Origin of the sequence: Aestuariivirga litoralis (assembly GCF_015714715.1) — a bacterium.
Classification (GTDB): domain Bacteria; phylum Pseudomonadota; class Alphaproteobacteria; order Rhizobiales; family Aestuariivirgaceae; genus Aestuariivirga; species Aestuariivirga litoralis_A.
On the sequence record NZ_WAHS01000003.1, the window covers coordinates 1 to 24,628 of the forward strand.

25 protein-coding genes are annotated in these 24,628 nt (G+C 57.6%); 11 read left to right on the forward strand and 14 right to left on the reverse strand.

Going from position 1 to position 24,628, the window contains the following annotated elements:
* Nucleotides 1-1,202, reverse strand: a 1,202-nt coding sequence (locus tag F8B91_RS16695) for a class I SAM-dependent DNA methyltransferase (RefSeq protein ID WP_196505020.1), incomplete at its 3' end; no start/stop codon positions are given.
* A gap of 325 nt (nt 1,203-1,527) precedes the next feature.
* On the opposite strand from F8B91_RS16695, the gene F8B91_RS16700 reads away from it, so the two are divergent.
* The 6 genes from F8B91_RS16700 (at nt 1,528) to F8B91_RS16725 (ending at nt 8,544) form a co-directional block, all read left to right on the forward strand.
* A complete protein-coding gene (locus F8B91_RS16700) occupies nt 1,528-2,964 on the forward strand; it encodes a hypothetical protein (protein WP_196505021.1) in 1,437 nt (478 codons plus the stop codon).
* 231 nt (nt 2,965-3,195) lie between these two features.
* Complete coding sequence (locus tag F8B91_RS16705) at nt 3,196-3,375, forward strand: hypothetical protein (RefSeq protein ID WP_196505022.1); 180 nt, start codon at nt 3,196-3,198, stop codon at nt 3,373-3,375.
* A 1,011-nt stretch (nt 3,376-4,386) separates the two neighbouring features.
* Complete coding sequence (locus tag F8B91_RS16710) at nt 4,387-5,859, forward strand: hypothetical protein (RefSeq protein ID WP_196505023.1); 1,473 nt, start codon at nt 4,387-4,389, stop codon at nt 5,857-5,859.
* Complete coding sequence (locus tag F8B91_RS16715) at nt 5,856-6,629, forward strand: hypothetical protein (RefSeq protein WP_196505024.1); 774 nt, start codon at nt 5,856-5,858, stop codon at nt 6,627-6,629. Before F8B91_RS16710 ends, F8B91_RS16715 begins: the two co-directional genes overlap by 4 nt.
* Complete coding sequence (locus F8B91_RS16720; RefSeq protein ID WP_196505025.1) at nt 6,626-6,853, forward strand: hypothetical protein; 228 nt, start codon at nt 6,626-6,628, stop codon at nt 6,851-6,853. The genes F8B91_RS16715 and F8B91_RS16720 overlap by 4 nt, the downstream gene beginning before the upstream one ends.
* A gap of 65 nt (nt 6,854-6,918) precedes the next feature.
* Nucleotides 6,919-8,544 carry a type IV secretory system conjugative DNA transfer family protein gene (locus F8B91_RS16725; RefSeq protein WP_196505026.1) on the forward strand — a complete coding sequence of 542 codons (1,626 nt, stop codon included), beginning with the start codon at nt 6,919-6,921 and terminating at the stop codon, nt 8,542-8,544.
* Here F8B91_RS16725 and F8B91_RS16730 read toward each other — a convergent pair.
* Both F8B91_RS16730 and mobQ read right to left on the reverse strand, forming a co-directional pair.
* The gene (locus F8B91_RS16730) at nt 8,541-9,188 is read right to left on the reverse strand and encodes a hypothetical protein (RefSeq protein WP_196505027.1); all 648 of its coding nucleotides are present in this window, start codon (nt 9,186-9,188) and stop codon (nt 8,541-8,543) included. The two genes, F8B91_RS16725 and F8B91_RS16730, sit on opposite strands and share 4 nt — an antisense overlap.
* Before the next feature lie 134 nt (nt 9,189-9,322).
* Nucleotides 9,323-10,912, reverse strand: coding sequence for a MobQ family relaxase (mobQ, locus tag F8B91_RS16735; RefSeq protein WP_196505028.1), 1,590 nt, complete (start codon nt 10,910-10,912; stop codon nt 9,323-9,325).
* 136 nt (nt 10,913-11,048) lie between these two features.
* Between mobQ and F8B91_RS16740 the strand changes: the two genes are divergently transcribed.
* On the forward strand, nt 11,049-11,483 hold the full coding sequence (locus F8B91_RS16740) for a hypothetical protein (protein ID WP_196505029.1): 435 nt from the start codon (nt 11,049-11,051) through the stop codon (nt 11,481-11,483).
* Nucleotides 11,484-11,727: 244 nt separating this feature from the next.
* Here F8B91_RS16740 and F8B91_RS16745 read toward each other — a convergent pair whose 3' ends face one another.
* From F8B91_RS16745 to F8B91_RS16760, 4 genes are all read right to left on the reverse strand, one after another.
* The gene (locus F8B91_RS16745; RefSeq protein WP_196505030.1) at nt 11,728-12,900 is read right to left on the reverse strand and encodes a Fic family protein; all 1,173 of its coding nucleotides are present in this window, start codon (nt 12,898-12,900) and stop codon (nt 11,728-11,730) included.
* Nucleotides 12,901-13,864: 964 nt separating this feature from the next.
* Nucleotides 13,865-14,962 carry a hypothetical protein gene (locus F8B91_RS16750; protein WP_348641815.1) on the reverse strand — a complete coding sequence of 366 codons (1,098 nt, stop codon included), beginning with the start codon at nt 14,960-14,962 and terminating at the stop codon, nt 13,865-13,867.
* Between the two features lie 64 nt (nt 14,963-15,026).
* On the reverse strand, nt 15,027-15,419 hold the full coding sequence (locus tag F8B91_RS16755; protein WP_196505031.1) for a hypothetical protein: 393 nt from the start codon (nt 15,417-15,419) through the stop codon (nt 15,027-15,029).
* Entirely contained in the window at nt 15,416-16,069 is a 654-nt protein-coding gene (locus F8B91_RS16760; RefSeq protein WP_196505032.1) for a ParA family protein, read from the reverse strand. Before F8B91_RS16760 ends, F8B91_RS16755 begins: the two co-directional genes overlap by 4 nt.
* Before the next feature lie 407 nt (nt 16,070-16,476).
* Here F8B91_RS16760 and F8B91_RS16765 point away from each other — a divergent pair, with 407 nt between their 5' ends.
* Both F8B91_RS16765 and F8B91_RS16770 read left to right on the forward strand, forming a co-directional pair.
* Nucleotides 16,477-17,082 carry a hypothetical protein gene (locus tag F8B91_RS16765; protein WP_196505033.1) on the forward strand — a complete coding sequence of 202 codons (606 nt, stop codon included), beginning with the start codon at nt 16,477-16,479 and terminating at the stop codon, nt 17,080-17,082.
* Between the two features lie 51 nt (nt 17,083-17,133).
* On the forward strand, nt 17,134-17,697 hold the full coding sequence (locus F8B91_RS16770) for a hypothetical protein (RefSeq protein WP_196505034.1): 564 nt from the start codon (nt 17,134-17,136) through the stop codon (nt 17,695-17,697).
* Here the strand turns inward: F8B91_RS16770 and F8B91_RS16775 are convergent.
* Nucleotides 17,694-18,392 (reverse strand): DNA methyltransferase, encoded by a 699-nt coding sequence (locus F8B91_RS16775; protein WP_196505035.1) that lies wholly within the window; start codon nt 18,390-18,392, stop codon nt 17,694-17,696. The two genes, F8B91_RS16770 and F8B91_RS16775, sit on opposite strands and share 4 nt — an antisense overlap.
* Nucleotides 18,389-18,604 carry a hypothetical protein gene (locus F8B91_RS16780; protein ID WP_196505036.1) on the reverse strand — a complete coding sequence of 72 codons (216 nt, stop codon included), beginning with the start codon at nt 18,602-18,604 and terminating at the stop codon, nt 18,389-18,391. The genes F8B91_RS16775 and F8B91_RS16780 overlap by 4 nt, the downstream gene beginning before the upstream one ends.
* A gap of 389 nt (nt 18,605-18,993) precedes the next feature.
* On the opposite strand from F8B91_RS16780, the gene F8B91_RS17045 reads away from it, so the two are divergent.
* Together F8B91_RS17045 and F8B91_RS16785 are read left to right on the forward strand one after the other, a co-directional pair.
* Complete coding sequence (locus F8B91_RS17045) at nt 18,994-19,125, forward strand: hypothetical protein (protein WP_281432959.1); 132 nt, start codon at nt 18,994-18,996, stop codon at nt 19,123-19,125.
* A 362-nt stretch (nt 19,126-19,487) separates the two neighbouring features.
* The gene (locus F8B91_RS16785; RefSeq protein WP_246715376.1) at nt 19,488-20,711 is read left to right on the forward strand and encodes a Y-family DNA polymerase; all 1,224 of its coding nucleotides are present in this window, start codon (nt 19,488-19,490) and stop codon (nt 20,709-20,711) included.
* Between the two features lie 794 nt (nt 20,712-21,505).
* Here the strand turns inward: F8B91_RS16785 and F8B91_RS16790 are convergent.
* The 5 genes from F8B91_RS16790 to F8B91_RS16810 all read right to left on the reverse strand — a co-directional run bounded on the left by F8B91_RS16790 (nt 21,506) and on the right by F8B91_RS16810 (nt 24,528).
* Nucleotides 21,506-21,706, reverse strand: coding sequence for a hypothetical protein (locus tag F8B91_RS16790; RefSeq protein ID WP_196505038.1), 201 nt, complete (start codon nt 21,704-21,706; stop codon nt 21,506-21,508).
* A 317-nt stretch (nt 21,707-22,023) separates the two neighbouring features.
* Nucleotides 22,024-22,986, reverse strand: coding sequence for a tyrosine-type recombinase/integrase (locus F8B91_RS16795; RefSeq protein WP_196505039.1), 963 nt, complete (start codon nt 22,984-22,986; stop codon nt 22,024-22,026).
* Entirely contained in the window at nt 22,983-23,873 is an 891-nt protein-coding gene (locus tag F8B91_RS16800; protein WP_196505040.1) for an abortive infection family protein, read from the reverse strand. The genes F8B91_RS16795 and F8B91_RS16800 overlap by 4 nt, the downstream gene beginning before the upstream one ends.
* On the reverse strand, nt 23,870-24,229 hold the full coding sequence (locus F8B91_RS16805) for a DUF2513 domain-containing protein (RefSeq protein ID WP_196505041.1): 360 nt from the start codon (nt 24,227-24,229) through the stop codon (nt 23,870-23,872). Before F8B91_RS16805 ends, F8B91_RS16800 begins: the two co-directional genes overlap by 4 nt.
* Nucleotides 24,229-24,528: a 4-fold beta flower protein gene (locus tag F8B91_RS16810; RefSeq protein WP_196505042.1), complete on the reverse strand. Its 300-nt coding sequence runs from the start codon at nt 24,526-24,528 to the stop codon at nt 24,229-24,231. The genes F8B91_RS16805 and F8B91_RS16810 overlap by 1 nt, the downstream gene beginning before the upstream one ends.
* Between the last annotated feature and the right edge of the window lie 100 nt (nt 24,529-24,628).

Here is a 24,628-nt window from a genome sequence, read left to right on the forward strand (position 1 = left end):
GCCGGAAAACTGCGTAACTCTACTCCCCGGAAATTGGTCTTTGGAATATCGGTCGCACGATCGGCTTCACCACGCCTCTGGTTGATCTCCGCCTCAATCGCGCGCATTTCCCGATAAGCGATCACGAGAAAGTTGCCTGAGCCGCAGGCCGGGTCAAACACCCTGATGCGCGCCATGCGGTTACGCAGATTGAGCAGCTTGCGGGTATTATCCCCAGCCTCTGCCATCTTCTCGCGCAGATCATCTAAAAATAGCGGATTGAGCACTTTCAAAATGTTAGGCACGCTGGTGTAGTGCATGCCAAGCGCGCCGCGCTCTTCGTCATCGGTTACAGCCTGGATCATCGACCCGAAAATATCGGGATTGATTTTCTGCCAGTTCAATGCACCTACTTTAAGCAGATAGGTGCGGGCAATTTTACTAAAGCGCGGCACCTCGGTGCTGCCAGAAAAAAGGCCCCCGTTCACATAAGGGAGGGAATCGACCCAACGGGGTAGTTTTTTTACAGCCCGTTCATCCCCTTTGGTGTTCATCGCTGTGAAGATTGTCGATATCACTTGGTGGGTGTTCGTCGCATCACTGGAGCTCATCTTGGCCACAGTGTCGCTAAACAACGCGGTGCCGGTAAAAATCCCCGTATCCTCGGCAAAGAAACAAAATATCAGCCGGGCCATAAAATGGTTCATAGCCTCACGCTGGGCGGCAGTATCCCAATCAGGATTTACCTTCAAAAGCTCCACATAGAGCCGGTTGAGGCGACCGGTGGCCTTAATATCAAAGGCGCTTTCGCGGATTGGCTGAATGGTTGATATGCCGGCCAAAGGCAGGAAAAAGCCGAAGTGGTCGGGAAAGCTCGGATAGTCGCACACAATCGGCGCTTCATCCGATCCCAGCTCCTCAGCCTCAAACGTCTCACCGTCGGTCGCGACGATGAACTTGGCTTTCCAGCGTGCTGTCGCCGGGCTTGAGCGGAGCGCATCCAAGGTCTGGCTCACTGCCCCAGGCGTTGCAACAGCAAGGTGGATATGGTCTCGCTGGAGTACGCCGCCGAGATCTGATTTGTTCATTTCCCCTGATCGCAGCCGCTTGAGCGTCGTATCCTTGCGCCCGAAGGCCTCCAGGAACGCGTAGGGGAATTCAGCCCGATCGAACGGCCGCTCCGCTAGCCCAGATATGGCTTCTTCGATTTCTACCGCGTTCATTAAATTCTTAGCTCTGTTTGTGCCAATATCTGGCCTTTAGCCCAACAAATCGAGCCGCGTCGCTGATCGTGGCGTCGGAGTGTTTTGAGTTCACTTTTGGATCGGGCATGATTGGCATCCTACCAGAACTGCTCAATTTTACGAGAGGGCCGGATGCTATCTTTGACGTCTGCTTATAGGCAGTGGCTTGCAGATGTTCTGCAACCCTGCCCGTATGACGAATACCGGGGATGGCGGGGCAAGGGATCTTTGCGGCGGCCGCAACGCAGTGAGGCTCGGGAACCGCACCCTTGCCGTGTCGAGGGGCAGCGTCCCATAATGCGGTATGCGTCTCGTGCCTCGTTGGGAATTTGATATCTACGCTCTCGCGCTCCCGCGCGGTCATGGATTTGGCGATAATCCGCCCATTGGTGCCTGGGGCAGTGATGATGGCAAAAACATGGGTATCGTCACACGCCATGTGGAAAGCAAGAATATCGGCACCATTGTCATGCGCCGGCGTGCTGACGCGGTCTGGGAAGTCATCAAACGTGAGGCTGGCTTCGCGAGCGTGGACGCTGCGAAAAAGGCTCTGGAGCCGGATCTCGCCGAAAATCTGCCGCCCGCGCCAATGCCGCCTGGAACGAGGCCGCTGCGATCACTCTTCGATTTTGGCGACCGTGAGCCAAACGAGATGTTTCGCTACCTGGTCAACAAGGCCCATCAGCCGGCCGCATGGGCTCTCACACAGATCTATATGTCTTTCCCCAAACCTGATCGCAATTGGGTGAGTGACTGCCAATCGAACCACTTTCACACGCGGCTCTGGGAAGCGCAGCTGCTGGCATCACTCCGGGAACAAGGCCTTCTGGTTGAACAGCCGGTCGAGTCCCCCGATTTCCGAATTCAGAACAAGCGAGGCGGCGAGGCCTGGATTGAAGCCGTCACGGCCAATCCCCCGGCCGATTATAACCACATGAACGCGCCGATCGCCGACATGCCCACGGAAAAAGAGGAGGTTTTCTTTGGGCCCGCCGCGTTGCGGTTTGCCAAAACCATCGGGAATAAGCTGGAGCGCAACTATGACCAGATGGACCATGTCAAAGGTAAACCCTTTGTCCTGGCGATCGCGGATTTCCACGCGGGCGGCTCGATGATATGGAGCCGTGAAGGGCTCACGGGCTATCTGCTCGGCGCCGGCGCGACCGTTGCTGAGGTGAATGGCAAACCTCAAGCGGTCCCCTTGCCGGCCGAATTCCTTCTAGGCCCCGCGAAATTTCCCGCAGGCCTCTTCCGTGATGACAAACATGCCGGTCTCGCGGCCGTGGTGTTCACCAACGCTTGCTCGATCTCGAAATTGAGCCGCGTGCCGATCTCGGCCGCGGCAACCGCTCCTGAAGGATATCGGTTCACGCGCATGGGTGTATTTTTTGATCGCACGCCCGGCGCTCTGAAACCGCGGCCGTTTTGCCTCGACATTACAAGCGAAGAGTATCGTGCCCTCTGGCCGCAAGGCTTTGAACCATGGACGGCGGAGCTCGAAGTCTTTCATAACCCGTTCGCCCGTCATCCCCTGCCCTTCGATCTCCTGCCGGAAGCAACCCATTGGTTTGAAGTGAAGGGCGAGTGGATGTGCCAGTCTTTCTATGAGACCTCCATCCTCTGGTCTCGCACACGCATCGACAATGCGGATCAGCCGCCCTTCACGATGGCAGACATTGAGCGCGGAATGGCGGAGCTCTTAGAAAAAGAGGGCGCGCAAAAGCCGGCATCGCCGGCCTAGCACGCCATGGCCAGCTTGTCCGGTCTGGAGGGCAGCCGCAGGAGCCCGAAGGGCGGGACCGACTGCGCCCGGCCAGCTGGTGCGATGTGAAATAATCCAGCGTGTTAGCTCATCTTGTATTCACACGGGCCCCACGCTATATAGGAATAATATCACGCATGCCGTTTCCCCTCCGGAAATGGTTTCCGTCAACGCCTTCCCGGCGTGACGGGAAGCAACCGGAGAAATCCAATGGCCAAGAAGCCAGACTATATCGCTTACAGCGTTGCCGGCGAAGGTGACGCTGCCCAATGGACTGAAATCGGCGCCGCCTGGAATCACACGAATGGCAGTGGTCTCAATGTCGAGCTGAAGGCTCTGCCTCTCGGCCGGCTGGTGCTTCGCAAGCCCAAGGAAAAGGACAAGGACTGATTTTCCGGTGGGGACGCTTTCGCTACCATTGACGAAAGCAGGATCTGTGAGCGTTCCTAGCTCTCATAAGGTCCACTCTTCAAAGATGTTGGTAGCTTCTTTTGAAGACAGTGCGGGATGTTACTAGCGTCATCCGGCACGAAGCGATCGAGGTGCGTACACGCTTCTTTCGTTCCCATGCGGAACGGACAGGGCGCTCCATCGTGGCGCCCTGTCCGCCTTTTGGTCGGAACAAGCTGTCTCATTGTTAATTGTCAATGTGAGGAAAACAACTAATAGTGTTCGGGATTCTCCAATCACACTATTTTTTCTTGACTAACAAAGCGAAACGGCTCTTTATCCGGCCAACTAACGCATAATTTTTCACCTTTTCCGTTGAAGGACGCTCTCGCGAGCCTTCAGCGGGAGCAATATTCACCTTGAGATGGTCGAAGCTCTCAATGTGATAGTGACGGGGCGTTCAGACGTCGCCCCCCACGTAAGACGAGCGGAAGGCCTAAGATACCTCTTAGTCAGTCGACGTGAAATTCCACGCCTCGCTCGATCCTTATCGGAAGAAAGACAGGGTCCCACCATTGAGGGGCCCTGTTCTTTTTTTGGCCCCTTGACCAAACATTAACTCCTCATTAACCATAGTCTTCCGCGGGAAACTGCCGAGGGCTTCGACCCCCTTGAAACAGTGAGACCCGTTTAACGTCTGTGACCTTAGAAGGAGGACACTCAATGGTCTCCCGGTTATCTCCCAGAAGAATTTAGGCTCACTGCTGTTCGGTTCGGAAAAGGCTAACTCCGTACAGAGCGCGCAAGATGTACACCCACCCCGCGGGCACAAATAACGGGGACGGTGTAGAGGGATCTTCGAGTCGCAACCGAACCTTCAGCAGCAGATGAGCAGGTATCGAAGCCAGGGTGTACGCCCTGGCTTCTTTCATTTCAGCTTCACATCTGAACTCGCCGTTGCGCAGTTGTCGCCATGGATGGCGCGTGCCTTCGGCTACCTGGAGTAACACAATGAACTTCATCCTTCCGCCTAAAAACTTCGAGGATGGCGGCCTCGAAAGCACTGTGGGCGTCGTCGAGAGCGGCGGCCAACGCTGGATCGGGCACGACGAGTTTGCCAGCAAGTATCGTATCCGTGAATCGGCTTTCGATATGGGCAAGAACAACGAGCCTGCGGCTAACGCGCCGGACTCTGAACCCACGAACCGCATCAAGACCTACATGGCAAAGGCTCTGGAAAACAACGAAACCCAGGCCGAACAAGCTATGTCGGCCGCAGGTATCGAGATCAGCGCCCTTCCGATCTCGGAGCTCAGCCATGAAATGGCTGTCGCCAGCATCGAGGAAGGCAACTCGGAATATCTCGACAAAAACGCGGATGCATTGATCACTGCCTCTGACAAGGCTGGCAAATGCCAGCGGGAAGAAGCGGCGTTCAAACACCTTCGCGGGCTTACACGCGCCTCCCGGCATGCAGAAAATCCGCTGGATCCTGCAATCCTGGCTTTCGTCTTGGTGTTTCTGGAAGCGGCCGGCAACGTGTTCTTCTTCGCCGGTGGTTATGATGGCGGCCTGATTAGTGCGGCAGTGCTTACCTTCACGGTGAGCATCGTCAACGTCGTGCTGCTGGGCTTTTTCTGCACGGGTTTTCTGGGTTCACGTCTCGCGCTCAGCTCACCGTTCCCTCTTGGTCGCGCCGTCGGATGGTTCTTTCTGACGGCCGGCATCTCTGTGAGCTTCGTCCTCAACCTCCTGCTGGCGCACTACCGCGATCTCGCCATGCAAGCGGAAGCGGTCCAGTTCTCGCACGCCCTCCCGGTCCTTCTGCGGCCGTGGCTCTGGCTTCAGCTGAATGACTTCATGTCATTCGCGCTTTTCCTGGTCGGTTTGGGGTGCTTCCTCATGGGCGCCTGGAAAGGCCGCTATGCCTATGACTCGGTCTGGGGGTTCGCAACGGTTGCGCGCGCGGCTCGTGAAAGCGAGGAAGCGCGAGACGAGCTGCGCGATAAGCTCAAGGCGCAAGTGCATGAACGTGTGAATCAGGTGAAAGCCAAGATTCAGACCGCGCATGAAGCGGACGCTGCCACGATGCAAAAACATCGTGAAACGCTGGCCCGGACTGAACGCCGGGTGAGCGATCTGGAGCGGGCGCGGCTCACCATCGAGAAGGGCTGCCATCGTCTCTGGGCGGAAGTCTTCGAGATTATCCGCCGAATTCGGGGCCAGGACATTGTTCTGCCCGAGTGGACTATGCATCCGCCCAAACTCGAAGCGCCGGGCAAGGACTTTGAATCCCGGATGGTCGTTTTGAGGGACATGGTCGCGGCGGCCGAAGCCACCCACAAAAACAACTATCAGGAAGTTCTCGCGTTCTCGAAGGCTCTCCCGCGCTTGCGCGAGAAGGTCACGCAGGACTTCCTGGCGAAGATCGCGGAGTGTGAACGCCGCGGCGACGGCTATGCCCAAGTGAAGGTGCAATCATGAAAAAGCACCTGAAGCTCTGGCACGCGGTCTCGCTGCTGACCATTCTCTCGATCACAACCGCAGGCGCTTATGTTGGCTTGAAGCCTGGGCATGTAAAAGATGCTCAGGACTGCGTCAGCGATGTGCCGCTGGCGTCTAGCACAGTGATGATTGTCGATGCGACGGATCCTCTGACGCCGTTGCATCGGGAACGGCTCGACAGTGAAGCAAAGGGCATGCTGCGTGATAGTCAGCCCGGCGACAAGCTGGTCATTCTGGCCATTCATCCCGAAGATGCCCCCTCGGAGCAGTTCGCCAGGTGCAATCCTGGCGCCGAAGGGGGCTTCTCTGACAATGTACGCAAAGTGGCCAAGCACTACAAGGAAGCCTTCGTGGATCCTCTGGTTGACGCGGTGAATGTGCTCGCAAGCGAGACCGATGCCCCGCGGTCGCCGATCATGGAAGCCATCACGGCCGCTACGCAGCGGCCGGACTTCGATGGCACCATTGCGAGGCGAAAGCTGATTATCGCATCCGACATGTTGCAGAACACGCCGGGCGATTATTCGCAGTACAGCAAAGGTGACATGACGAAGAATTTCTTGGCTTCGTCATTGGCAAAGGGTGACCAGGCGGATCTTAAAGGCGTGGAAGTGGTCGTGGACTACTTCACGCGCAAGAATGTTCGCCTGCTCCAAGATGACAAGCACCGCGATTTTTGGAGGAAGTGGTTCGTGAATCGTGGTGCCCGAAGTGTGACGTTCGTCGGTGTCGGGGGAGGAAGCTCATGAAATTCGTCTTCATGATCTTGGAGATGATGCTCCGGCTGGCCTTTATGTTGACCTTCGGCCTGCTTCAGATCTTCCTCACCCTGCTAGGGGGCCTTGTCCAGGCGCTCGTGAACCGCGCTACGAGGCCTTCAGGCTACCAGCCTTCGCCGATGCCTGTTCGGGAAGCAAAACGCATCGAGAGGGCGCCACAAGCGCCCCCTCAGCGCCGCTCTCCGTGGCTTTAGACGATTGCACATGGGGGAGGCAGCTTGTTTGCCTCCCCCTCCTCTCTCAATGACACTGGTGCAACATGATCCTGTTCGACTGGATTTGGTTCTTCATTAAATTGGTCTGGCGACTTCTCTTTGGCATTATCCGCCTCGTCGGGTGGCTGATCTGGCGATCGCGCTATGATTTCCGCGCGCAAGGTGCTCTTGGCACGGCTCGATGGGCCACGCGCTGGCAGCTCTTTTGGGCCGGCGTCTATCGCGGCCGCGGGCCCGTTGTTGCTCGAAAAGCTTTCGGCCGGCTGATGCGCTTCAACCAGGACGGCGTGATGCACGTGTTCGGCGCACCTGGCGCCGGCAAAGGGCTGGGCATCGTCGTGCCAACTCTGCTCGACTACCCCGGATCGATGGTCGTGACCGACGTGAAGGGCGAAAACTATGCCATCACGGCGCGCTACCGTGCCAAGCTGGGTAAGGTGCTGATGCTCAATCCTTCGGATCTCAATCACTCGGCCCGCTTCAATCCCATGGATAGCATTCGCCGGGAAACGGACCATGAGCAGGATGACGCGCGCACGTTGGCGTCACTCATGATCGTTCGCGACTCGTCGGAGGGCCATTGGGCGGCCAAGGCCACGGCCCTCCTCACCATTCTGATCTTGGACACGCTTCACGAGCCCAACCCTGAAAATCGCACTCTGGCAATGGTCGCGAAAAAGTCGGTGGGCGAATTTGAAACCCTTCTTCAGATGGTGCGGGATATTGCGGCGCGCTCCCCCTCCCCGCTCGCGCGTCATAATGCCTTGGGCTTCCTTGGCACAATGAAACATGGTGATCACCAGGCGCCCGAGTTCACGTCTGTTTTGTCGGACATGCAAAAAGCCACTGAAATCTGGGTGGAAGGCACGCCGGCGGGCCGACTCTCGGCCGAAAGCACATTCAGGCTTGAAGATCTCACGGCGCCGGAAGTCACCACGCTTTTCTTCTGTATCGATGAAGAGAAGCTTCGCAGTTACAGCCGCTGGGTCCGCGTGATGACGGGTCTCACCTTAAATGCCATCATGCGCGCCAAATACTCCGGCCGGCCGAAGCACAAGGTGGTATTGCTTCTCGATGAAGCCCGCATGCTCGGACATCTGGACGTGCTGTCGGACAATCTGGGCCTTCTTCGCACCTACTGCACGCCCGTGCTGATTTGGCAGAACATGCCCCAGCTGCGATCGGTTTATGGTCGCGAAGAGGCAGAGGCCATGCTTGGCAACGCTGCCTGTCGCGTATTTCTCGGGGTGGCTGACAATGAGACCGCCCAGGAAGTCAGCCGCGCGTGTGGACAGGCGCCTGTGCGCACTCGATCCCGCGGCACCTCCCATCATGCCGGCATGAATCCCCACGAAAATCGCTCCCGCAACGAAAACGAAAGCGGGTATTGGCTCGTCGATCCTTCAGAGGTGCAGCGGATCCCTACGACACGCGTCATCATCAAGATGCGCCATGTGGCCAATCCGATTTTCAGCGCACGGGTCGATTACAGGAGCAAGTGGCGCTGGCTGTTCCGCTGGGATCGTTGGCGTCCGCAAAAGGCGGCACCAATCGTGGTCGCGCCACCTTCGCCTCCAAAGGGCCCGTTCGTGCCCGAGCCACGGTACGAGGAGGCTCCAGGGCTTGTGCCGCCTCCGCCCCGCAATCCCTTCACGGATGCGCGGTTCTAAGGCCTGGTTTCGATCTGCCTAGCCGTGACATGGAAGAGGCGACGAAGGGGTTGGATCTCACCGCGCTCTACCCAGCGGGCACGCTCGGTCCTCCCGATGTTGAGACTGGTACCGGCACGTTTGCCAATGATGGGCCCCTGATCCTCAGCACGGATGCCATAGGTTTTGGCCCAGAGCTCGTCGGCGCCTTTCATCATGTATTTTGTCATGCCGACGGGATTGGTCACGTCCTGGAAATGCAAGGCGTCTTCCCGGAGCGGGCCCGTCACGATCTCCTTAAACCAAAGCGGGAGCCTTTCGATCAACAGTTCACGACGATTGGAAGGCGCGTGGATGAGCCAGTGTCCATGGACTTGAAGGCCGGTCGGGTTCTCTAAGCACCAAATATAAGTAGGCGGTGTCCCTTCAAGGGCGTGCCGCTTGAGCGGCCGCCTCATAAATGGAGTGAAGCGAGCGTCACGGATCCAGGCGAATTTGGCGGCAACGTCTTCAAGAGGACAATCGGCCTGCCAGAAATTAAAGGTGACAAGAAGATTGAGAGGAAGTCCCTTGGCGGATGCAAAATTCGTCCCGTTAAAAGCTCTCGCAATGCTGGGCTGCTTGATGGCGTGTGACAGTCTCTTAGCCCCGTAATTTCTCAGCATATTGTGTCTGAACCTCACGTATATATACTAAATATGCCCCGTCCCTCCCCTGTTGTTGGATTCGGCGGTTAGAACATTTCGTGAATCTGTTCAAGACCAAGCCACGCATTTTCCTCAGAAAAATTGTGAACTGCTCACTTACGAGTACGGCCGCGGGGGAACTCTCGCTCCGGAGCGTTCCGGGCACGGTCGGCCGGTCGGGCCCATCCTTCGATTTGCCGCCGCCGCTGCAAGCCCTGCTCTTGGCGTCCCATGAGGACGGCGGCAATGCCACGAAGCTCCGTCGTGAGGGCCTTCATCTGGGCAGATCGCTTTTGCGCATGGGCAATCTGGGCCACAAGCGAGGCTTGTGATTCACGGTTCTGCCGGCTGGCAAGCATCCGCTCACGACGGAAACCCGGCCCACCGATTTTCCCCTCGATGATCCAGGTCGCTTTGCGATCCCAATAGTCCATCCATTTCATGAAGCGCGCTGACGCTGCATCAACGCGTGCGATCTCTTGTTTCGCCTTCAGGTTATTGCCGGTCAGAATATCCCACAGCTTGCCAATCCGCGGCCCGCGATCGGTCGCCGGGTAATTTCGGATGCGACGGGTGGGCTGCTCACCACGCGCTCGTGCGATGGCCTGCTTCCGGCGCTGTTGTTTTACGCGAGCCGCTTCTGAGGGTGTGAGCGTCCTCGGCTGCACAGGCTTGTCCTTCAGATATCGGCGTGTTGCCCTGTCCTGCTCCAACCAGCGGCGCTTGCGCGCATATTCTTTCTCATTCTCCTCGCGACGGGCCTGAAGCCATTCTTGGTAGGCCTCCTCTTTGCGCTCACGGCGGCTTTCGAGTTCGGCGCGCCAAGCCTCGCGGCGTGCGTCGTAACGAAGCTTGCGCTCCTTGTCCCGTTGCACCTGGCGGGCGAGAGCTTTCTCGGCGCGGGTCAGGGCTGTACGTGGGGCTCCAGTTTCACGCACCTTGCTTTCGGGTGTCACGTCGCGTTGCTGCATGGCGCGAGGGCGCGGGCCAACATGGATTTCCGGTTCGCGATCGAGCACGGCGGCCTGACGTCGATCGCCGGATGCGATGGCGTCGCGGGCTTGGTCCTGAAGCGTGCGATGATCAATGCGCGCCTGGTGACCATGGCGCTCAAGAGCCCTGTTTGCGTGGAGCTGCCAGGCCTCCCTCCAGATGGCAACATTTTCGCGAGCATTCCACTCCCGTGTCTTTACCGGATCCAGGCCGTCCTTGGTTGCCCGGCGAAGGGTTAGCATGATGTGGGCGTGAAAGTTTCGGCGGTCGTCCCCCTTGTCCTCGACGGGGTTGTGAAGGGCAAAATCCGCGACCATGCCGCGGCTGACAAAATGGGTCCTGACAAACTCCCGAACGAGGTCGATGCGCTGTTCATGGTTGAGCTCATGCGGGAGAGCGATGTCCATCTCACGGGCGAGCTGGGCGTCTTTTCGCTTCTCCATTTTCTCGACCGCGTTCCACAGCTGCTCGCGGTTTTGAAGCCATGAGGCGCTGCCTTCCGGCGCCATGATTTCGGTATGGGCTACGCCGCGACGGTTGGAATAATCCTCTGTACGGCTTCGATCGCCACTCGAATCTGTGAGCCTTTGACCTGACCGGTAAGCAGCTGCGGCGATCACGTTATCGCGCTGCTTTTTCATCGCACCACTTTGCGTGCGGCGGCCGGGTCCCCTCCCCAGGATCTGCACGTGAAAGTGAAAAATTGCCACCTTGTGGCTCCTTATCCGATCCACGCCCACCCTTCTTGCGTGGCATCGGCGCACCTATGTTGCGAAGCAATGTATAAGTGCGCTATTACCTTTTGTAAAGCCTTCCCCCTGCCCCGGTATCGTGTATCAATCACAGATGCTGCCACCTGCCTCTTCCGCAATCACCCGACCCGCTCCCATGTCCCGAAACGATTTCAACAACCTCACCCGTCGCACCTTCCGTGGACCGCCCGGCACGCCCTGGTGGTTCAGCCTGATCTTTCAGGTCGTCGTTTTCGTCGCCATCGCCTTTGCGATTGCCTGGGGGCTAGATTGGTTCTGGGTCCATTTGCTCGGCCGCGAAGCCTTTGCCGTCTGTGGACTTGTGGGGTGGATCCCGATCGGTAGCCTGATGCACATCGGCATCATCATCTTCATCGGCGGCTTCCTCACATTACTGGCTCGGGCGGCTAGGCCGGCACTGCTCCTCATGCTCATCGGTGTGGTTCTTTATTCGACGCCCAATGAGCTCTTGCGGCTAGGTTATGGGGGGTCGTGCAAAGTGCCTGGCACAGTCAGCGCGAAAATTTGAAATTGCAGGGGGCAAGCCCCCTGCACCCCCGCAGCCGGCCCACGATTTTGACCAACGTGAAACATCGAGGAAAATTTCTGGGGGGCTCATTGCCGCCCCCCAGACCCCCGCTAGGATTTTCATGAAGGAAAAGCGGTTGGGTATACACTTTGTCAAGGTCGATGCTTCGACGTCATGCCGCCGATGATCACCATGGCCAGTAAGATAGACAGGTGGTCGGCCATGTAGGCGCCGATGTCGGCAGCTAGGCGACTGGATAGAGAAGCGGCAACCAGCGCTCGGTAATCTCGGGCGGGAAACCTAGACGCACCTTCCCTTTCGGCGTCGGCGAGACCAGCAACCCGCGATCGATGAGCGCATTGAGGACCGTGCTCGCCTGGCGCGGTTGATAATGCGTGAGGTCAGCTGCCATGCCGCGGGCAAACTCGCCATTGATGATGGCTTCACGCAAAAGGGCCAGGCTACCTTTCGGGAGACGCTGCGCGCGGATCTCTTCTTCGGCCCAGATGGTGATGCGGTTGATGAGCTCCCTGGGCTCCATCAGACTTTCCATGAAGGTCACCTGGTCAACGCAGCTTCTCAGGAAGTACCGGCAAAAGGCAATGAGACCTGCCTCCGTGAGATTGCCTCGGCCGTCCAGGTCACCGCGGCGGGGTTCATCGGCCGCTTCGAGCCGGCTCTTATATTCTTCCACGCTGCGTGCCAGACCTCGCGACACAGACCACAGTTCCGAGCCCACCCCCTCCTCACGAAGGCGGGCGTGTGAAAACAACCGTGTCACGCGGCCGTTGCCATCGAGGAAGGGGTGGATCCAGGCGAGGCGGTGGTGTGAGGCGGCGATGCCGATGATCCGCTGAACGGTGGAGAGGCCTCGGGAGCCGTAGGCTTCGACAAAGCGGTTAAGAAGCGGGAGCAACATTTCAGGCTCGGGCGGCACATGCCGGCCGACGCGCACCATCTGCTGCCGGAGGTCGCCAGGCACGAGAGCGATGCGTTCGTTGGTGTCCGGGTTCGTGGCCCAGAGTAAATCTTCCGGCATGCGCTTGCAGAATTCAGCGTGGATCCAGAGGATGCCTTCCACGGACAGGACCGGGAAGGGCATCTTGCCGGCATCAATCATGGCCTGGACTTCGATGTGTGCGCGTGCTTCTTCCTGAAGGTTTCGTTTTTCAGGCTCGTTGGAATAGTCGCCGGCCATGGCCCGGTTGATGTCCACGGGCGTGGTGTTGTGGCCCTCGATGAGGTTTGAATAGTAGCAGTTCATTGACCTGACCAGGTCGCCCACGGAGGCGCGGAGCACGGGGTGAAGCCGGGCGGCAAAGGCGTTGGCTTTGGCGATGAGCTCGGCGACGAGATCGTCAAGTTCTCGGGTGCCGACGGGAGGCAATAGAGGCTCCATGCTGGTGATGCTCGTCATTTGCTGCTTTCTTTGCGTATGTATTTGCGTATTTATAATTTGTATTCTCATACGCTTAGTTTGATTTGTGATGTTAGTTTTGCGTATTATATTGCGCGTTCTCTTGCTGATGAGCAAGTTATTGAGATCTCTTTTTGTGATTTCCCTGGTGCGGTGTGTCGTGGTAGCCTCTCTTCACGGTACAGCCAGGGATGGCGATGACCGTGAAGGAAAAGCGGGTTTGGTGCGAGCCAGACCGCTTTTTTTATGCCCGCATCTGGCTGAATTCCGCCCATTCGACGGGAATCCCGACCCGAAAAATTCCCTCTTCCCGATAATTCGGCGGGAATGACCCTCTAAAACAGCCCCAAACAATCAAATCGTGGGCCTCTAGGGAGCCCTAAGCGCGTGTTTTCCGAATGGGGGTCGCCGGGACGGCTTCTGGGTCTAAAAACGCTTACAGGCATCTCCCTGGGGCGTTAATCGTGCCTCTTCTCCCCTTCTCATTGCCCTCTTGAATCCTGTGGGCAGCTGGATGGTGGCCTATTGACTCGCTTTTCGGGTCGCGATTCCCGTTTGCTGGCTGTGGCATTGGCCTTGGTGAGTGTTTTTCTATCCGGAGCCAACGGACCCGCGCTCCTTGGCGCTGGGGTGCGTTTGGCGGCCTTTTGAGCTCGCCTAGGGCGTCTCTAAGAGTCTTTTATATCTATAATTAGAGTCTATATGAAAATTCGTGAAGTAGTTCATGGGCTTACTTGATACTTTTCGGGTCGGGTTTCCCAACTTTTCGGGTCGCGTTTCCCGCTTTTCGGGTCGGATTTCCCGGTATTTCGGGTCAGGTTTCCCGATGCCTTCAAGTTATCCACAAACCCTCGAAAACTGTCCCCAGGCCCGGCTTTTCGGGCCGGGTTTCCATGCTTCGGGATCACCAAACCGCTGATTTTTCGGGTCGGCTCTCCGGTCCACATTGAATAATTACAATTACTTACGGAGCTTCGGGGGCGCCCGCAGGGGTAAGAAGCCCCAATTCCATCTGGCGCGGCAAGGCGTGAATGTAGTGATAGCGGTGGCGTTTATTGCGACCGCTGCCCAAAACCTCGTTACGCCAGCTGGCAAGGCCCCCTGCCCTGACCATGTCGTCGAACGACTGCCGGCAAACTTTGCGGAATTCGCCGCGGCGCTTGCTGTCCATAGTGGCGATGTCGCCTCCGATAAGCTGGGCAAGGCGCTCTTCGTCGATGTAGGAGAAATTCGGCTGGCTATCGATGAAAGGCCAGAAGCTTTTCGCAAAATCGGATTTCAGCTTGAACTGGACGTCGGCATTGATGCTGACCAAGTGGGATTTCTCGATGGCATCGAGCACGGCCGAGCCGAACTCGATCGTCACCTTGCTGTCTAGCTGAAGGCCTTCCCAGCTGATGGTCTTCAGCAATGGAGAACTGCTACCGGCCTTGTCGCGGTTTGCCAGCATGTTCCGATTCCGGGCCTTTTTTTGGTCGGCGTCGATCTGAGCCAGGCTCCGCCCCTCGTGGAGAAGGATTACGACTTGCTGGATCTCTGCCAAAACCCCGGACAGGGTCATCAGATTATTGACGTGTTGGGTTTTGCCCATCTTGATCAGCAGCTCGCGCCAGGTGGTCACGGACTGGTAGTGCTGAATAAACGGCAGGATGAAAGTCCCTGGCCGGTATTCAGGATTGGGGAAGCTGATGCGCTGCCTGGGCAGGCGGAAGGTCGCGACCAGGGCGTCTCTGTGCTGGCTTCCGAGCTCCCTGCCCCGGACTTCCACGACTGAATAGCCCGGGACCTCATAGACGCGCGTGAAGTTGCTGTCGGTAATCAGATCGGCCTTGCGTGGCGCAAAGGCCGAGGTCCGGGTCAATCGGTCCGGCATCGTCGCCGGGTTCACGCGCCCTCTGATGTTCTGGCGCGTCCGCTTCATACGCTCGTAGCGTTTCCGCTCTTCGGGCGTCAGGTTTAGCGGTGGAATCGACGTGGCCATTTCGTGAATACGGTAACGCACAAATGGGAATTGCGCCACGAAAAACGGGAAATCAGACCCGAAAAATGGGAATTCCGCCACGAAAATGCCTGCCAATGAGGCAGAATTGTCGATACCTAGTGTGATAACACTATAGTGTTATGGGCTAGTTTGCCTTGGCAGAAAGCTCTTTAATGCTCTTCCGCCCGTACTTTTTCAGCACAAGATCAATGGCTTCAAGGTAGATGTCGTGCGCCTTGACGTCATAGTCCACAGCCACAAACTTGATTTCCTTGGCCACGGCCTTTGGCAAATAGAGGCCGACTCGGTCGGTATCACCATCCATGGCAGGCGCCTTGGCCGCAACTTTTCGAGCGGGCTTAGATCGGGAGAGCTGGGAGACGCTTGCGGCGGGCGCCGGCGCGGCGGCGGTAACTGCGGCAGGCTGGGGTGCCGCGGCAACTGCCGCTTCCCCCTGCTCTTCTGCGGCTGGGGCTTCGGCCGGTTCTTCGACGGCGGCCATCAAACTGGCCAGGCTGGGTTTAGGGAGCTTGCTCATGCGGCTTCGACCTGTTGGGTTTCGGGTTTCGTGCGGTTGTCGATCCAGGTCCACAATTCGCGGATCTCGGTCGAGGCCTTACCGTCCGGGTTCTGTTCAATGACCCCCATGCCGTGGGCCATGGCGTCGATGTAGTCGTGGCGGGTCACGATAGCCGGCTCTGCACAATGGCCCATGGCGGAAAGCGCCCTCCCCGCGTCTGTGATGCGGATGTTGCGCCCAGGGGGACAGTGATTGAGCACAAAGGCAAAAGGCCGCTCCAGGCGCAGAATGCTCTGGACCGTGGCGGATGAAGCCTCCAGATCAACGATGCTCGGGCGAACGGGCACGAGGCACAGGTCTGAGGCCGAAATAGCGGCAGCTGTTGCCGGCGTATCGCGGCCGGCCGTGTCGATCACGACCAGGTCAATGCCGGCCTGCTGCAAGGCGGTGAGGGCCGTTTTGATGCGGCCTGGCTCGACTGTATCGACATCGACCCCCTCGTCGGCCCACTTGGCGCGGCGCTTTTTCCAGGCCTTCAGGCTTCCTTGGGGATCTAAATCAAGGACATAGACCATAAGGCCGGCATCCTCGGCAGCGATCGCGATATTGGCGGTCAACGTGCTCTTGCCCGTGCCGCCTTTCTGGGTGACGAATGTGATGGTGCGCATGATTCGCACTATAACACTGTAGTGTTAAAGAGCAATGACACTAGAACACTATGGTGTGATGGTGTTGCAGTGTGGCAACACTTTAGTGTTGTAGTGTGATAACGCCTTAACACCATAGCTCTATCGCACTATCACGCTATAGCGTTATCACGGTAAAACACTCTCACACTGTAGAGTCATGACACTGTGCCGCGGGCCGGCCACATTGACTCCCTAACACTGTCACACCATATCGTTATCACACTACGGTGTTACAGAGCGAAATCACTATGGTGTGATAGCACTATCACACTATTGGCAGAATATTCAGCTTTCCTCAAGAATAGCTCTGCTATAGAAGAATGCGTTAACCAGTGGCGGCAACTCAAGGAGGAGCGGCCGGCACATTGGACTAAACAACAAGAAGCTTGACCAATTACACGAGCCAGACACAGCAACGGCCCTCTAGGCTAGGCAAGGGTCCGAGAACGGCTGAAGAGATCCACAATCGCTTTCGGGCGAAAAAAATCACTCGTATCGTAGGGCAGGGTGGTCGGATCCGAAATTTCGTACAAGCCCATAATGACCTGATCCACGATCACCAGGCACTCCTTGTCGATTACGAAAAAATCTCTGAGGAATTCGCCGTTCTAAAAATCCAGGTGAACGAGATGATGGAATTCATTTCTGTCATCATCTCTGGACAAGGCGACAATTCTGTCCCCTTATCTCAATTGGAAAACTCAACGAAGAGAGGCCAACCTGGCTCTCCTTCGAGATTCCAGGCTTTGACTTCTCCCGCCCAGGAGAACGACATGACGAAGTCTGAAGCACGAGACACTGCAAAACCTTCCCCAGACGCTGTGGCCTTCCCCACAGGCATAACCCTAAGCAAAGAACGCGCTATCGCCAGCCTCAAAGGGCTGACGCGTGAGAAGCTCGATGCCCTCGTTAATGCGGGGCGCAAACGATACGATGAGCGTTGGAAGATAGACAGTAACGCAGAGACTGAGTATCAATTCTCGCGGAAGTAGTAATTAGGGGCCCAATCGGGCCCCTAACTCTATTCGGGCGAGATTGGGCAGATGATAGCAAGCACTGTCATTGGATATCACGGGACAACAACCGAACGGGTTGCCGGCATCAACACAGGTTTCCAGGCAGGGAAGCGCGCGGCATCCTGGCTCGGGGAAGGCATCTACTTTTTTTACAACGCGCCGCTTCACGCCGAAAACTGGTCAAAGACCGTGGCCAAACGTAAGACCAGGACCGGGAAGCCGGTTGTCATCACGGCCAACATCACGCTTGGCAACACGCTCAATCTTCTCGACAGCGAACATTGGGATCGCATGCGCGCTATTGCCAACATTCTCGATCCTAATAGATTGAAGCAACTCAGCCCGAAAGCACTCTACCTCAAGCGAACGCCAAAAAACCTGGGGGAGAATGTCGGCGACCACTATCTCATGGAAGCCTATATCAATTGGCTAGAGGACGAGACTAAAACAGAAATCGACACGGTCATTGCCGCCTTCATCGAGGGCAAACCTATCCATCCGGATTCGTGGCTGTTCGACCAATCGCATGTCGCAATATCTGTGAGGACCCCCGGTCGCATTGAAATCCAAGGTCAGCAAATCTTCGATTAGTGCAGGGAGAACCCTCCGGCTAATCGATGCGAGGCTGTTGCTTGATGAGCAGCGTCAAGCTCAAGGCCCAGCCAATCTCGGCCGCACTCTTTGGCGGCAACCAGGGATGAGCCAGAGCCACAGAAGGGATCGAGCACCAAACCTCCTGCCGCACTGAACGCGTTTATAAGCGGTTTCAGAGAATCGACGGGCTTCTGCGTCGGATGAAGCTTATTACCAGTGTAGGACCAGCCCAGCACATCGGGGAGTGGATCTGCGGGCAGGGCAGGGCGCCCCTTTGTCAAAAGGTAGGCGCACTCATGGCGAGCCCCGAGATAGCGAGCACTCGAAGAGTAGGGCTTCGCGAAGACCAGGTGACCCGCGAGGCGAAAGCCGGCTGCCTTCCACGCCGTGGTGAAAGCATCGGCCGCAGTCCAGCCATAGAAGCTGACGCAGAATGAATTGTGTTTCAGCACGCGGTAGGCCTGCTCAAAGGCCGGCGCCAGCCAGTCCGAGTTGTCGTCATTGGCAACGGTTCTACCGTGACGGTCGCGGTAGTGGCACACGTAGGGCGGGTCAGTAAGGATGAAATCGACCGTATTGTCCGGGAGATCCTTCATTAGTTGGATGCAGTCGCCTTGGAGGACTGTGTTGCGGAGGAGGGCCGATACGGCTGGGATTGCTCCCAGCCGTTGGCGTTTGGCAAAGCGGCTCATCGGCCGGAGCTTTGCTTGGTAGTGCCATCTTGCTCTTTGCGCTTGCGGATAACCAGGCGGCCATTGACGGGTAGGGCCTTAAGCGTGAGGTTGAAGCCCTGGCCGTCTTCGTGAGACCACATGGCGCCGATTTCGGTCCAGAGGGCTTTCTCGCCTTCGCCTTCCACGATGTAGGCGATGTGGGTGGGTCGGCTTTTCGGTTGGGTTGTCATCGTCGGATCTTTCGCTTGATTCTCCAGCTGCGCCTTTCGCGGCTGGTGGGTGTCACAGGCGACAGACTCCTAAAACCGGGAGGCAAGGTGGGTCCGGCCGAGGGCTCCTTCAGGGAAACGGTTGGATGCCTTGCGTCGCGGTGAGACTGGCGCACACCCGCCGCCTTGCCCGCGATGGTGTAGATGGAAAGCGAAACGGCCTAACGACGACGCCGGCCAAATTAGCCACCCCCAGATCCTTTCATGTGAGAAGGGCAGGTGACCGCATTCATGGACTTCAGGCGCCTATGAGCCACCGAAGAACCAGGGACCAGATTATGCCAGGCCCATAGGCAAGGCCTGCGAAAACGCAAATGCCAAAGATAAGTGAGTGGCACAGGGAAAGCACCATGGCCGGCTTCATGCCTCTGCCTCTGCCTTCGGTGCGCCAGATGCCGTGCCGTAAGATCAGCACATCGTCCTTTCCCAGCTCCATCGGGCGCGATGATTTTTTTGTCGTCATGGGCACCCGTGATCCTTGATCTTTTCTCAATGACACACTTCGTTGCGGCATGGACCGTGTACGCGCGTCCAAATCCTTCGCAGCGTAGCGTCGGCGCCTAGGCGTTAAATGCGATAGGTCCTTCATGGTCTCCCGCTCGAATATGTCAGGTCACGCCCGCAAAACGAATGCGGACGCGCGTCCATATTTTGGCGATCAGGGTAGGGGGCTTGGTTCGCCGTTAAGTGCGAAAACACGGCCTTAAAAAATCACGCTTGACTGATTTCCTAGAATGAGAACATAGATAGAACGGCTGTCCTAGACGGCCGCCAATCCCCATCCCGAATTCAACTCATTTTATGAGGCCGCACAGTCATGCGACCGCTGGAAACTATTAGGGTCATGTATCTCGATTTCGACGGGTTCTTCGCGTCCGTCGAGCAAGAGGCGGACCCGAAGCTCCGCGGCAAGCCCATAGGGGTGGTGCCTTTCCTCGGCGTGAGAAGCACGGCCGTCATCGCGTGCTCTCGGGAAGCGAAGGCCAGGGGCGTTCAAAACGTGATGAGGATTCCCGATGCCTTGGCGATTTGCCCGGATCTTGTTCTGGTTCCTCAAAAGCCGGATCTTTACCGTCGCGCGCATAACACGCTGCTGGCCGAAATCGATTCCATCCTCCCGATCGACACGGTGAAAAGCGTCGATGAACTGTGTTGCCGGCTGGACGAGCGCGCAATCGCCAACCCCCGTGAGCTTGCACGCGAAATCAAAGCCAACCTGGCTGACAGTGTTGGCCCCTTCATCACATGCTCCATTGGTTTTGCGGCAAACCGTCAGCTGGCGAAAATTGCCTGCAAGCAGGACAAGCCCAATGGCGTCACGGTCTGGCATCCGGCCTCTATGCCGGCGCCACTCTTTAAGGTTCCGCTCGATGATATTCCGGGCGTGGGCACGGCTATGAGGCGGCGGCTTGCCATGGTCGGCATCGCTGATACGGAACGCCTCTATGCCATGCAGCCCAAACACATGCGCAAGGTCTGGCGGAGTGTTGTGGGTGAAACGCTCTGGTATGCCCTTCACGGCTACGACGTGCAGGCGCCCGAAACGGAGCGCGGCATGTTCGGCCACGGCCGAGTGTTGCCGCCTGAAGCGCTGCGTTTCGACCAGGCCTATGAAATTGCGCGCATGCTCTTGGTCAAAGCTGCGCGCCGGCTGCGTCGCGAGAGCTACTATTGCTCGGGCCTTTGGGTCTGGATGGATGTGACGGATGGCCAATGGTCGCGGAATCGGTCAATGCCCATGGTGCGTGATGATCACGCGATCATGGGGGCGCTCCGCGCCCTATGGGAAGAGGCTAGGGCGACTTTGCCGCCCAGGCTGTTGGTGTATCGCGTAGGCGTGACATTGACGGACATCACGCCGGCGAGCGCGCGCCAGATGGATATGCTGCTCGATGATGAGGAGGAGCGCCGCAAATGGGAGGCGATCACCTCAAGCATGGACACCATCAATTATCGCTACGCGAAAACAGTGGTGAGCCTCGGGCCTTGGAATCCACCTGGTGCCGGCGATCACGTCGGCGGCAAGATCAGCTTCACACGCATTCCATCCGCAGAGGATTTCATATGAACTGGAAAGCGCAGCTCCGGGTGAGCGACCTTGATCTCCAGGAGCGCCTGGAAGTCACTTGCCGGCGCTGTGGCCACGTGCATTTCCTCACGCCTTTCGTGATATTGCGCCAGGGAAAGGAATTGGGCTTCCTGCACTTGGATGAGGTCGAGGCTCGGACGCGGTGCAAAGCGCGGGGATGCGGGGGCAGAGTACGCCTTGCCAAACGTCGTCCCGGAGAAACGTCCGGGTTTGTGGGTGGAATGCCGTGAAGATGCCAAGCAGCAAATAAATCGTCCTTCTGATTTCTTTGCCATAGGTCCTGACGCGGGCAAGCTTGAAGGCCTCCATGGCCATGGGCCCTGTGCCGCTCAAGTTGTCGCCATTGAAGGTCCCGAAATTCCGGGCCTTCGATTTGGCAGTCCGTGGTTTGTGGTTCATGGTTTCACACTCATGAGATCCCGGCAATTTAGAGATTTCGTCCACGCTCGTTTCGTGTTTCTCAAAATACCGGTTCGACTAATCACAAAAAACCGTGCAGATACACGGGGACGCGCGTCCCTGTGCCGGCATGATCTTCCGCCCCGCGAGTCAGGTTACCCGCGGTAAAACCGCGTCAACGCGACCCCAGGGTCATCATGCGCGGCCATAAGGTCTTTAACACTTGGCGCCCTGGGCGACGCCCCTGACACTGTCAGCCCCAAGCCCATTTGGGCAGCACGAAGCGGCCGGCAGCTGGCGGCTCCGGCAAAAGAAAAGGCCGGGGGGCTCATTGCCGCCCCCCGACCCCGCTAGGATGTTTGAGAAGGAAAAGCTTACTGAGGCCAGCCTTTGGTTTTCAAGTCCTTGGCTTCTTCTTCCAGGGCTTCGATGTGCTTGACGGTCGATGCTGCCAGGGCCGCGCGCGACGGGGTGGTCGGCACCTTGGCCAAGTCTTCCAGGAGCGAATGGCCGCGCTGGATCATCTCCAACGTATGGGCGTGAAGGCTGCGGTAAAGGGATGGGTCTTGAGTCATTTGCAAAAATCTCATCTTTGAGGTTGAGCCGTTATTGGCTGAAGTATTTATCGTCCGCAGACAGGTGGCTTCATGCACCCAGGGCAGGGCGCCATGCGCAAACGCAGCCTTCGTTTCAGCTAAACAGGGACCCGCGCAATGTCATCCAAGTTGCCCCTCATTTCTATATTCGTCCCAGCGGCAAGGCCGACACTTCGGCATTGCCGATCATCAGCCCCCGGCTTGCCCTGGACTGCGGTCAAGAGCTGGCGCGGGCGCACAAACGAAGTGCGGAGCCACGGGCTCTTGACGGCAAAGGCCAGGGTTAGCCAAGCGCGCTAAATGAGGATTCGTTCTACTTCATCCAGGTTCACGTCATCACTGCGCCGATCGTACAGCTGCGTGGTCCTGGTGGATGAGTGATTGGCGATCGTGGCCGCTTTCTCAAGCGTGCCGCCGTTTTTCAGATAGGCGGTTATGCCCGTCGCCCGGAATGTGTGATTGCCGGCCTTGGTGAAGATACCGGCCGCCATGGTGCGGCGGACGACCATGTCATAGGCGTTGCCACGGGGCAGGGGGGTCTTTGTCAAAACACCTGTGCCACGCCCGATCGTGCAGAACAAAAAACCTTTCGGGTCATTGCGCAGGCCTTGGCCGTCAATGAAGGCCCGGAGATAGTCTTCCAGATTGTGGTGGCAAGGCAGCTCATGGAATTTGCCGCCCTTTTCATGCAGACGAATCCAGAAGCGGTTTCGCTGCACGTAAACATCTTCGACCCGCATGGCGACGGCGGCGCCGATGCGCGCAAAAGAATAGACCATCAAACCAATGAGTGCGCGGTCCCGCAAACCAATGGGTGTCGAGATGTCAATGCTATCCAGGAGAAGCCGGGCTTCGTCCGGTGCCAACACAGGGGTCTTTCCCTTTCGCACGCTATGCTTGGGGCCTCTCACCACATGCGCGGGATTGGTGGGGATCACTTGGCCAAGAACAAGCCAGTCAAAAAGCATGCGTATAGCGGAAAGGTGTTGCTTGGTGGTCGGCGCGGCCTTGGTCCGCGTCATCAACTCCACATAGGCTGCCACATGGACCGGCTGAATGCCGGCAAGGGCCGTGACGCCATTCTGTTCGCAAAAGCTCAGGAAATCGCCAACTGCTTTAGCATAGGCCTTCCGGGTGTTGAGGTTGCGGATATTCGAGAGAAAGAAATCCACGAAACGCATGCGGGCCTTCTCGCCGGCCGCATACACAAGCGGGGGAAGGGGAGATTCCGCGACAAGAAGGGCGATATCGCGCGTCATGCCACCTCCGGGTGGTTGCGAAGCGCGCGGCGTTCCTTGCGTTCCCATGTCTCGATGAGAAACAATGAGAGCGAGCTGGCAGAATGAAGGGCCAAGCGAGCGATCCGCGGGTCAATCCGCTTGAATCCTTTCTCGCGGCCGTGCGCGTCACCACCATGGGTGCGGAGGGCGCCGACGCCCTTGGCAACAGAGGTCAAGCCGCTGAGGATCTGGCGCACATCCTGCTGGATCTCGGAAGGCACGCCGGCTTTTCCGGCAGACAAGCCCAAAGGCTCCTGCACGGCGCGCATCAGCCCGTCGATGTCTTTCTTTGCCGGCAAATCGAGGTGAAGCTCAATCAGCACGGAGCGGCAAACCGCTTCGACAATGGAACAAGCGGCCGTCACGGCATCTTCAGGATCGGTCTCAACGCTTGCCAGCGCACGCTGGATCTCATGCTGGACCGTATCGAAGTCGAGCTTGGTCACCTTCGATGCAAAGGCAGAGACCGTGAGACCGGGATCGCCCTGCTTGTCGAGCTGGGCCTTTCCGTTGGCAATCGAGAGCAGATAGCCTTCCGCTTCAAGAACGCGGTTGAGATAGTCATGGACCGCCTGGGTCTTGGCCGGCTCATTGATATATGTTCGCGGATCCGCAACGTGCAGGATAATGCGCTTGAAAATCTTGTCGGCTTCCTTGTCGAAAGAGAGGAGCTGCAAGTGCTCGACCGTCGCCGGCACGCGCGATCTCCCGCCAATCTCGAACCGCTGGCCAAGCTCGGCAAAGAATTTCTCGATCTTGTAGCCGGAGCGATAAATACCGATCGACGGGGTAGGGTCGTTCTGGGAGCCTCCCGTAATCACTTCGGCCAAGGCATTGATGACGTAGCTGCTGGAAAGGTCGCTCATGGAAGCCCCAGCTGCTTCTTCATTTCAGCCTTTGCGATCTCCCATATAAATCCGATGCCGACGCTGGCAACAGACTTGGCGCGATCCTTGGTGTTCCGCCAAATCGCAGGGTCGCGGATGGTGTCGAGAAATTCATGGCCATTCCAAGTCATGCGCATAACCATGACATCACGTCCGTCATGGGATGAGGCATCCAGGACATCGATCATGCCGGCTTCCGCCAGCATGAAGAGATGTTCGACCACTTCGGTCCTGGCATGGCCTGGGGCCTCAACTTTGACCACGTGGCCTGACCCGTCGTCATTTTTCTCGATTTCGAGAAGCAGATCGCGGATCAGATCCATGTCACGTTTCATCAAAACGTCTCCGGAGGCGGAAAGTCGTGATATCCGGCATACATCACGTAGCCGACGTAGCCCACAAATGGCACGTAGCCCGTGCGGTTCGCAGGCGGGGCGTAGCTGGGCCGGCGAGCCTTGCTGGCGCCGCGCTGGGTGATCAGTCGGTCATTCATGATCTCGCCCAAATAGTCGCCGTGGCGATCGAAGATCTCGTTGCCATCGAAGCGGCCGACATGGTGGCCGTGATGTGTCCACAGGTCATCGCCCTCGCGATAACCGAAACAGGTGCCGCTCCAGGTCCAAATCCAGTGCATGCCTTTGGGTGGGTTTCTATAGGACATAAAGGATATTATCACATATAGCCGAGCACCGACAAGCGCACCTGGTGATTTAATTCGTGAAACGGTCTGTGAA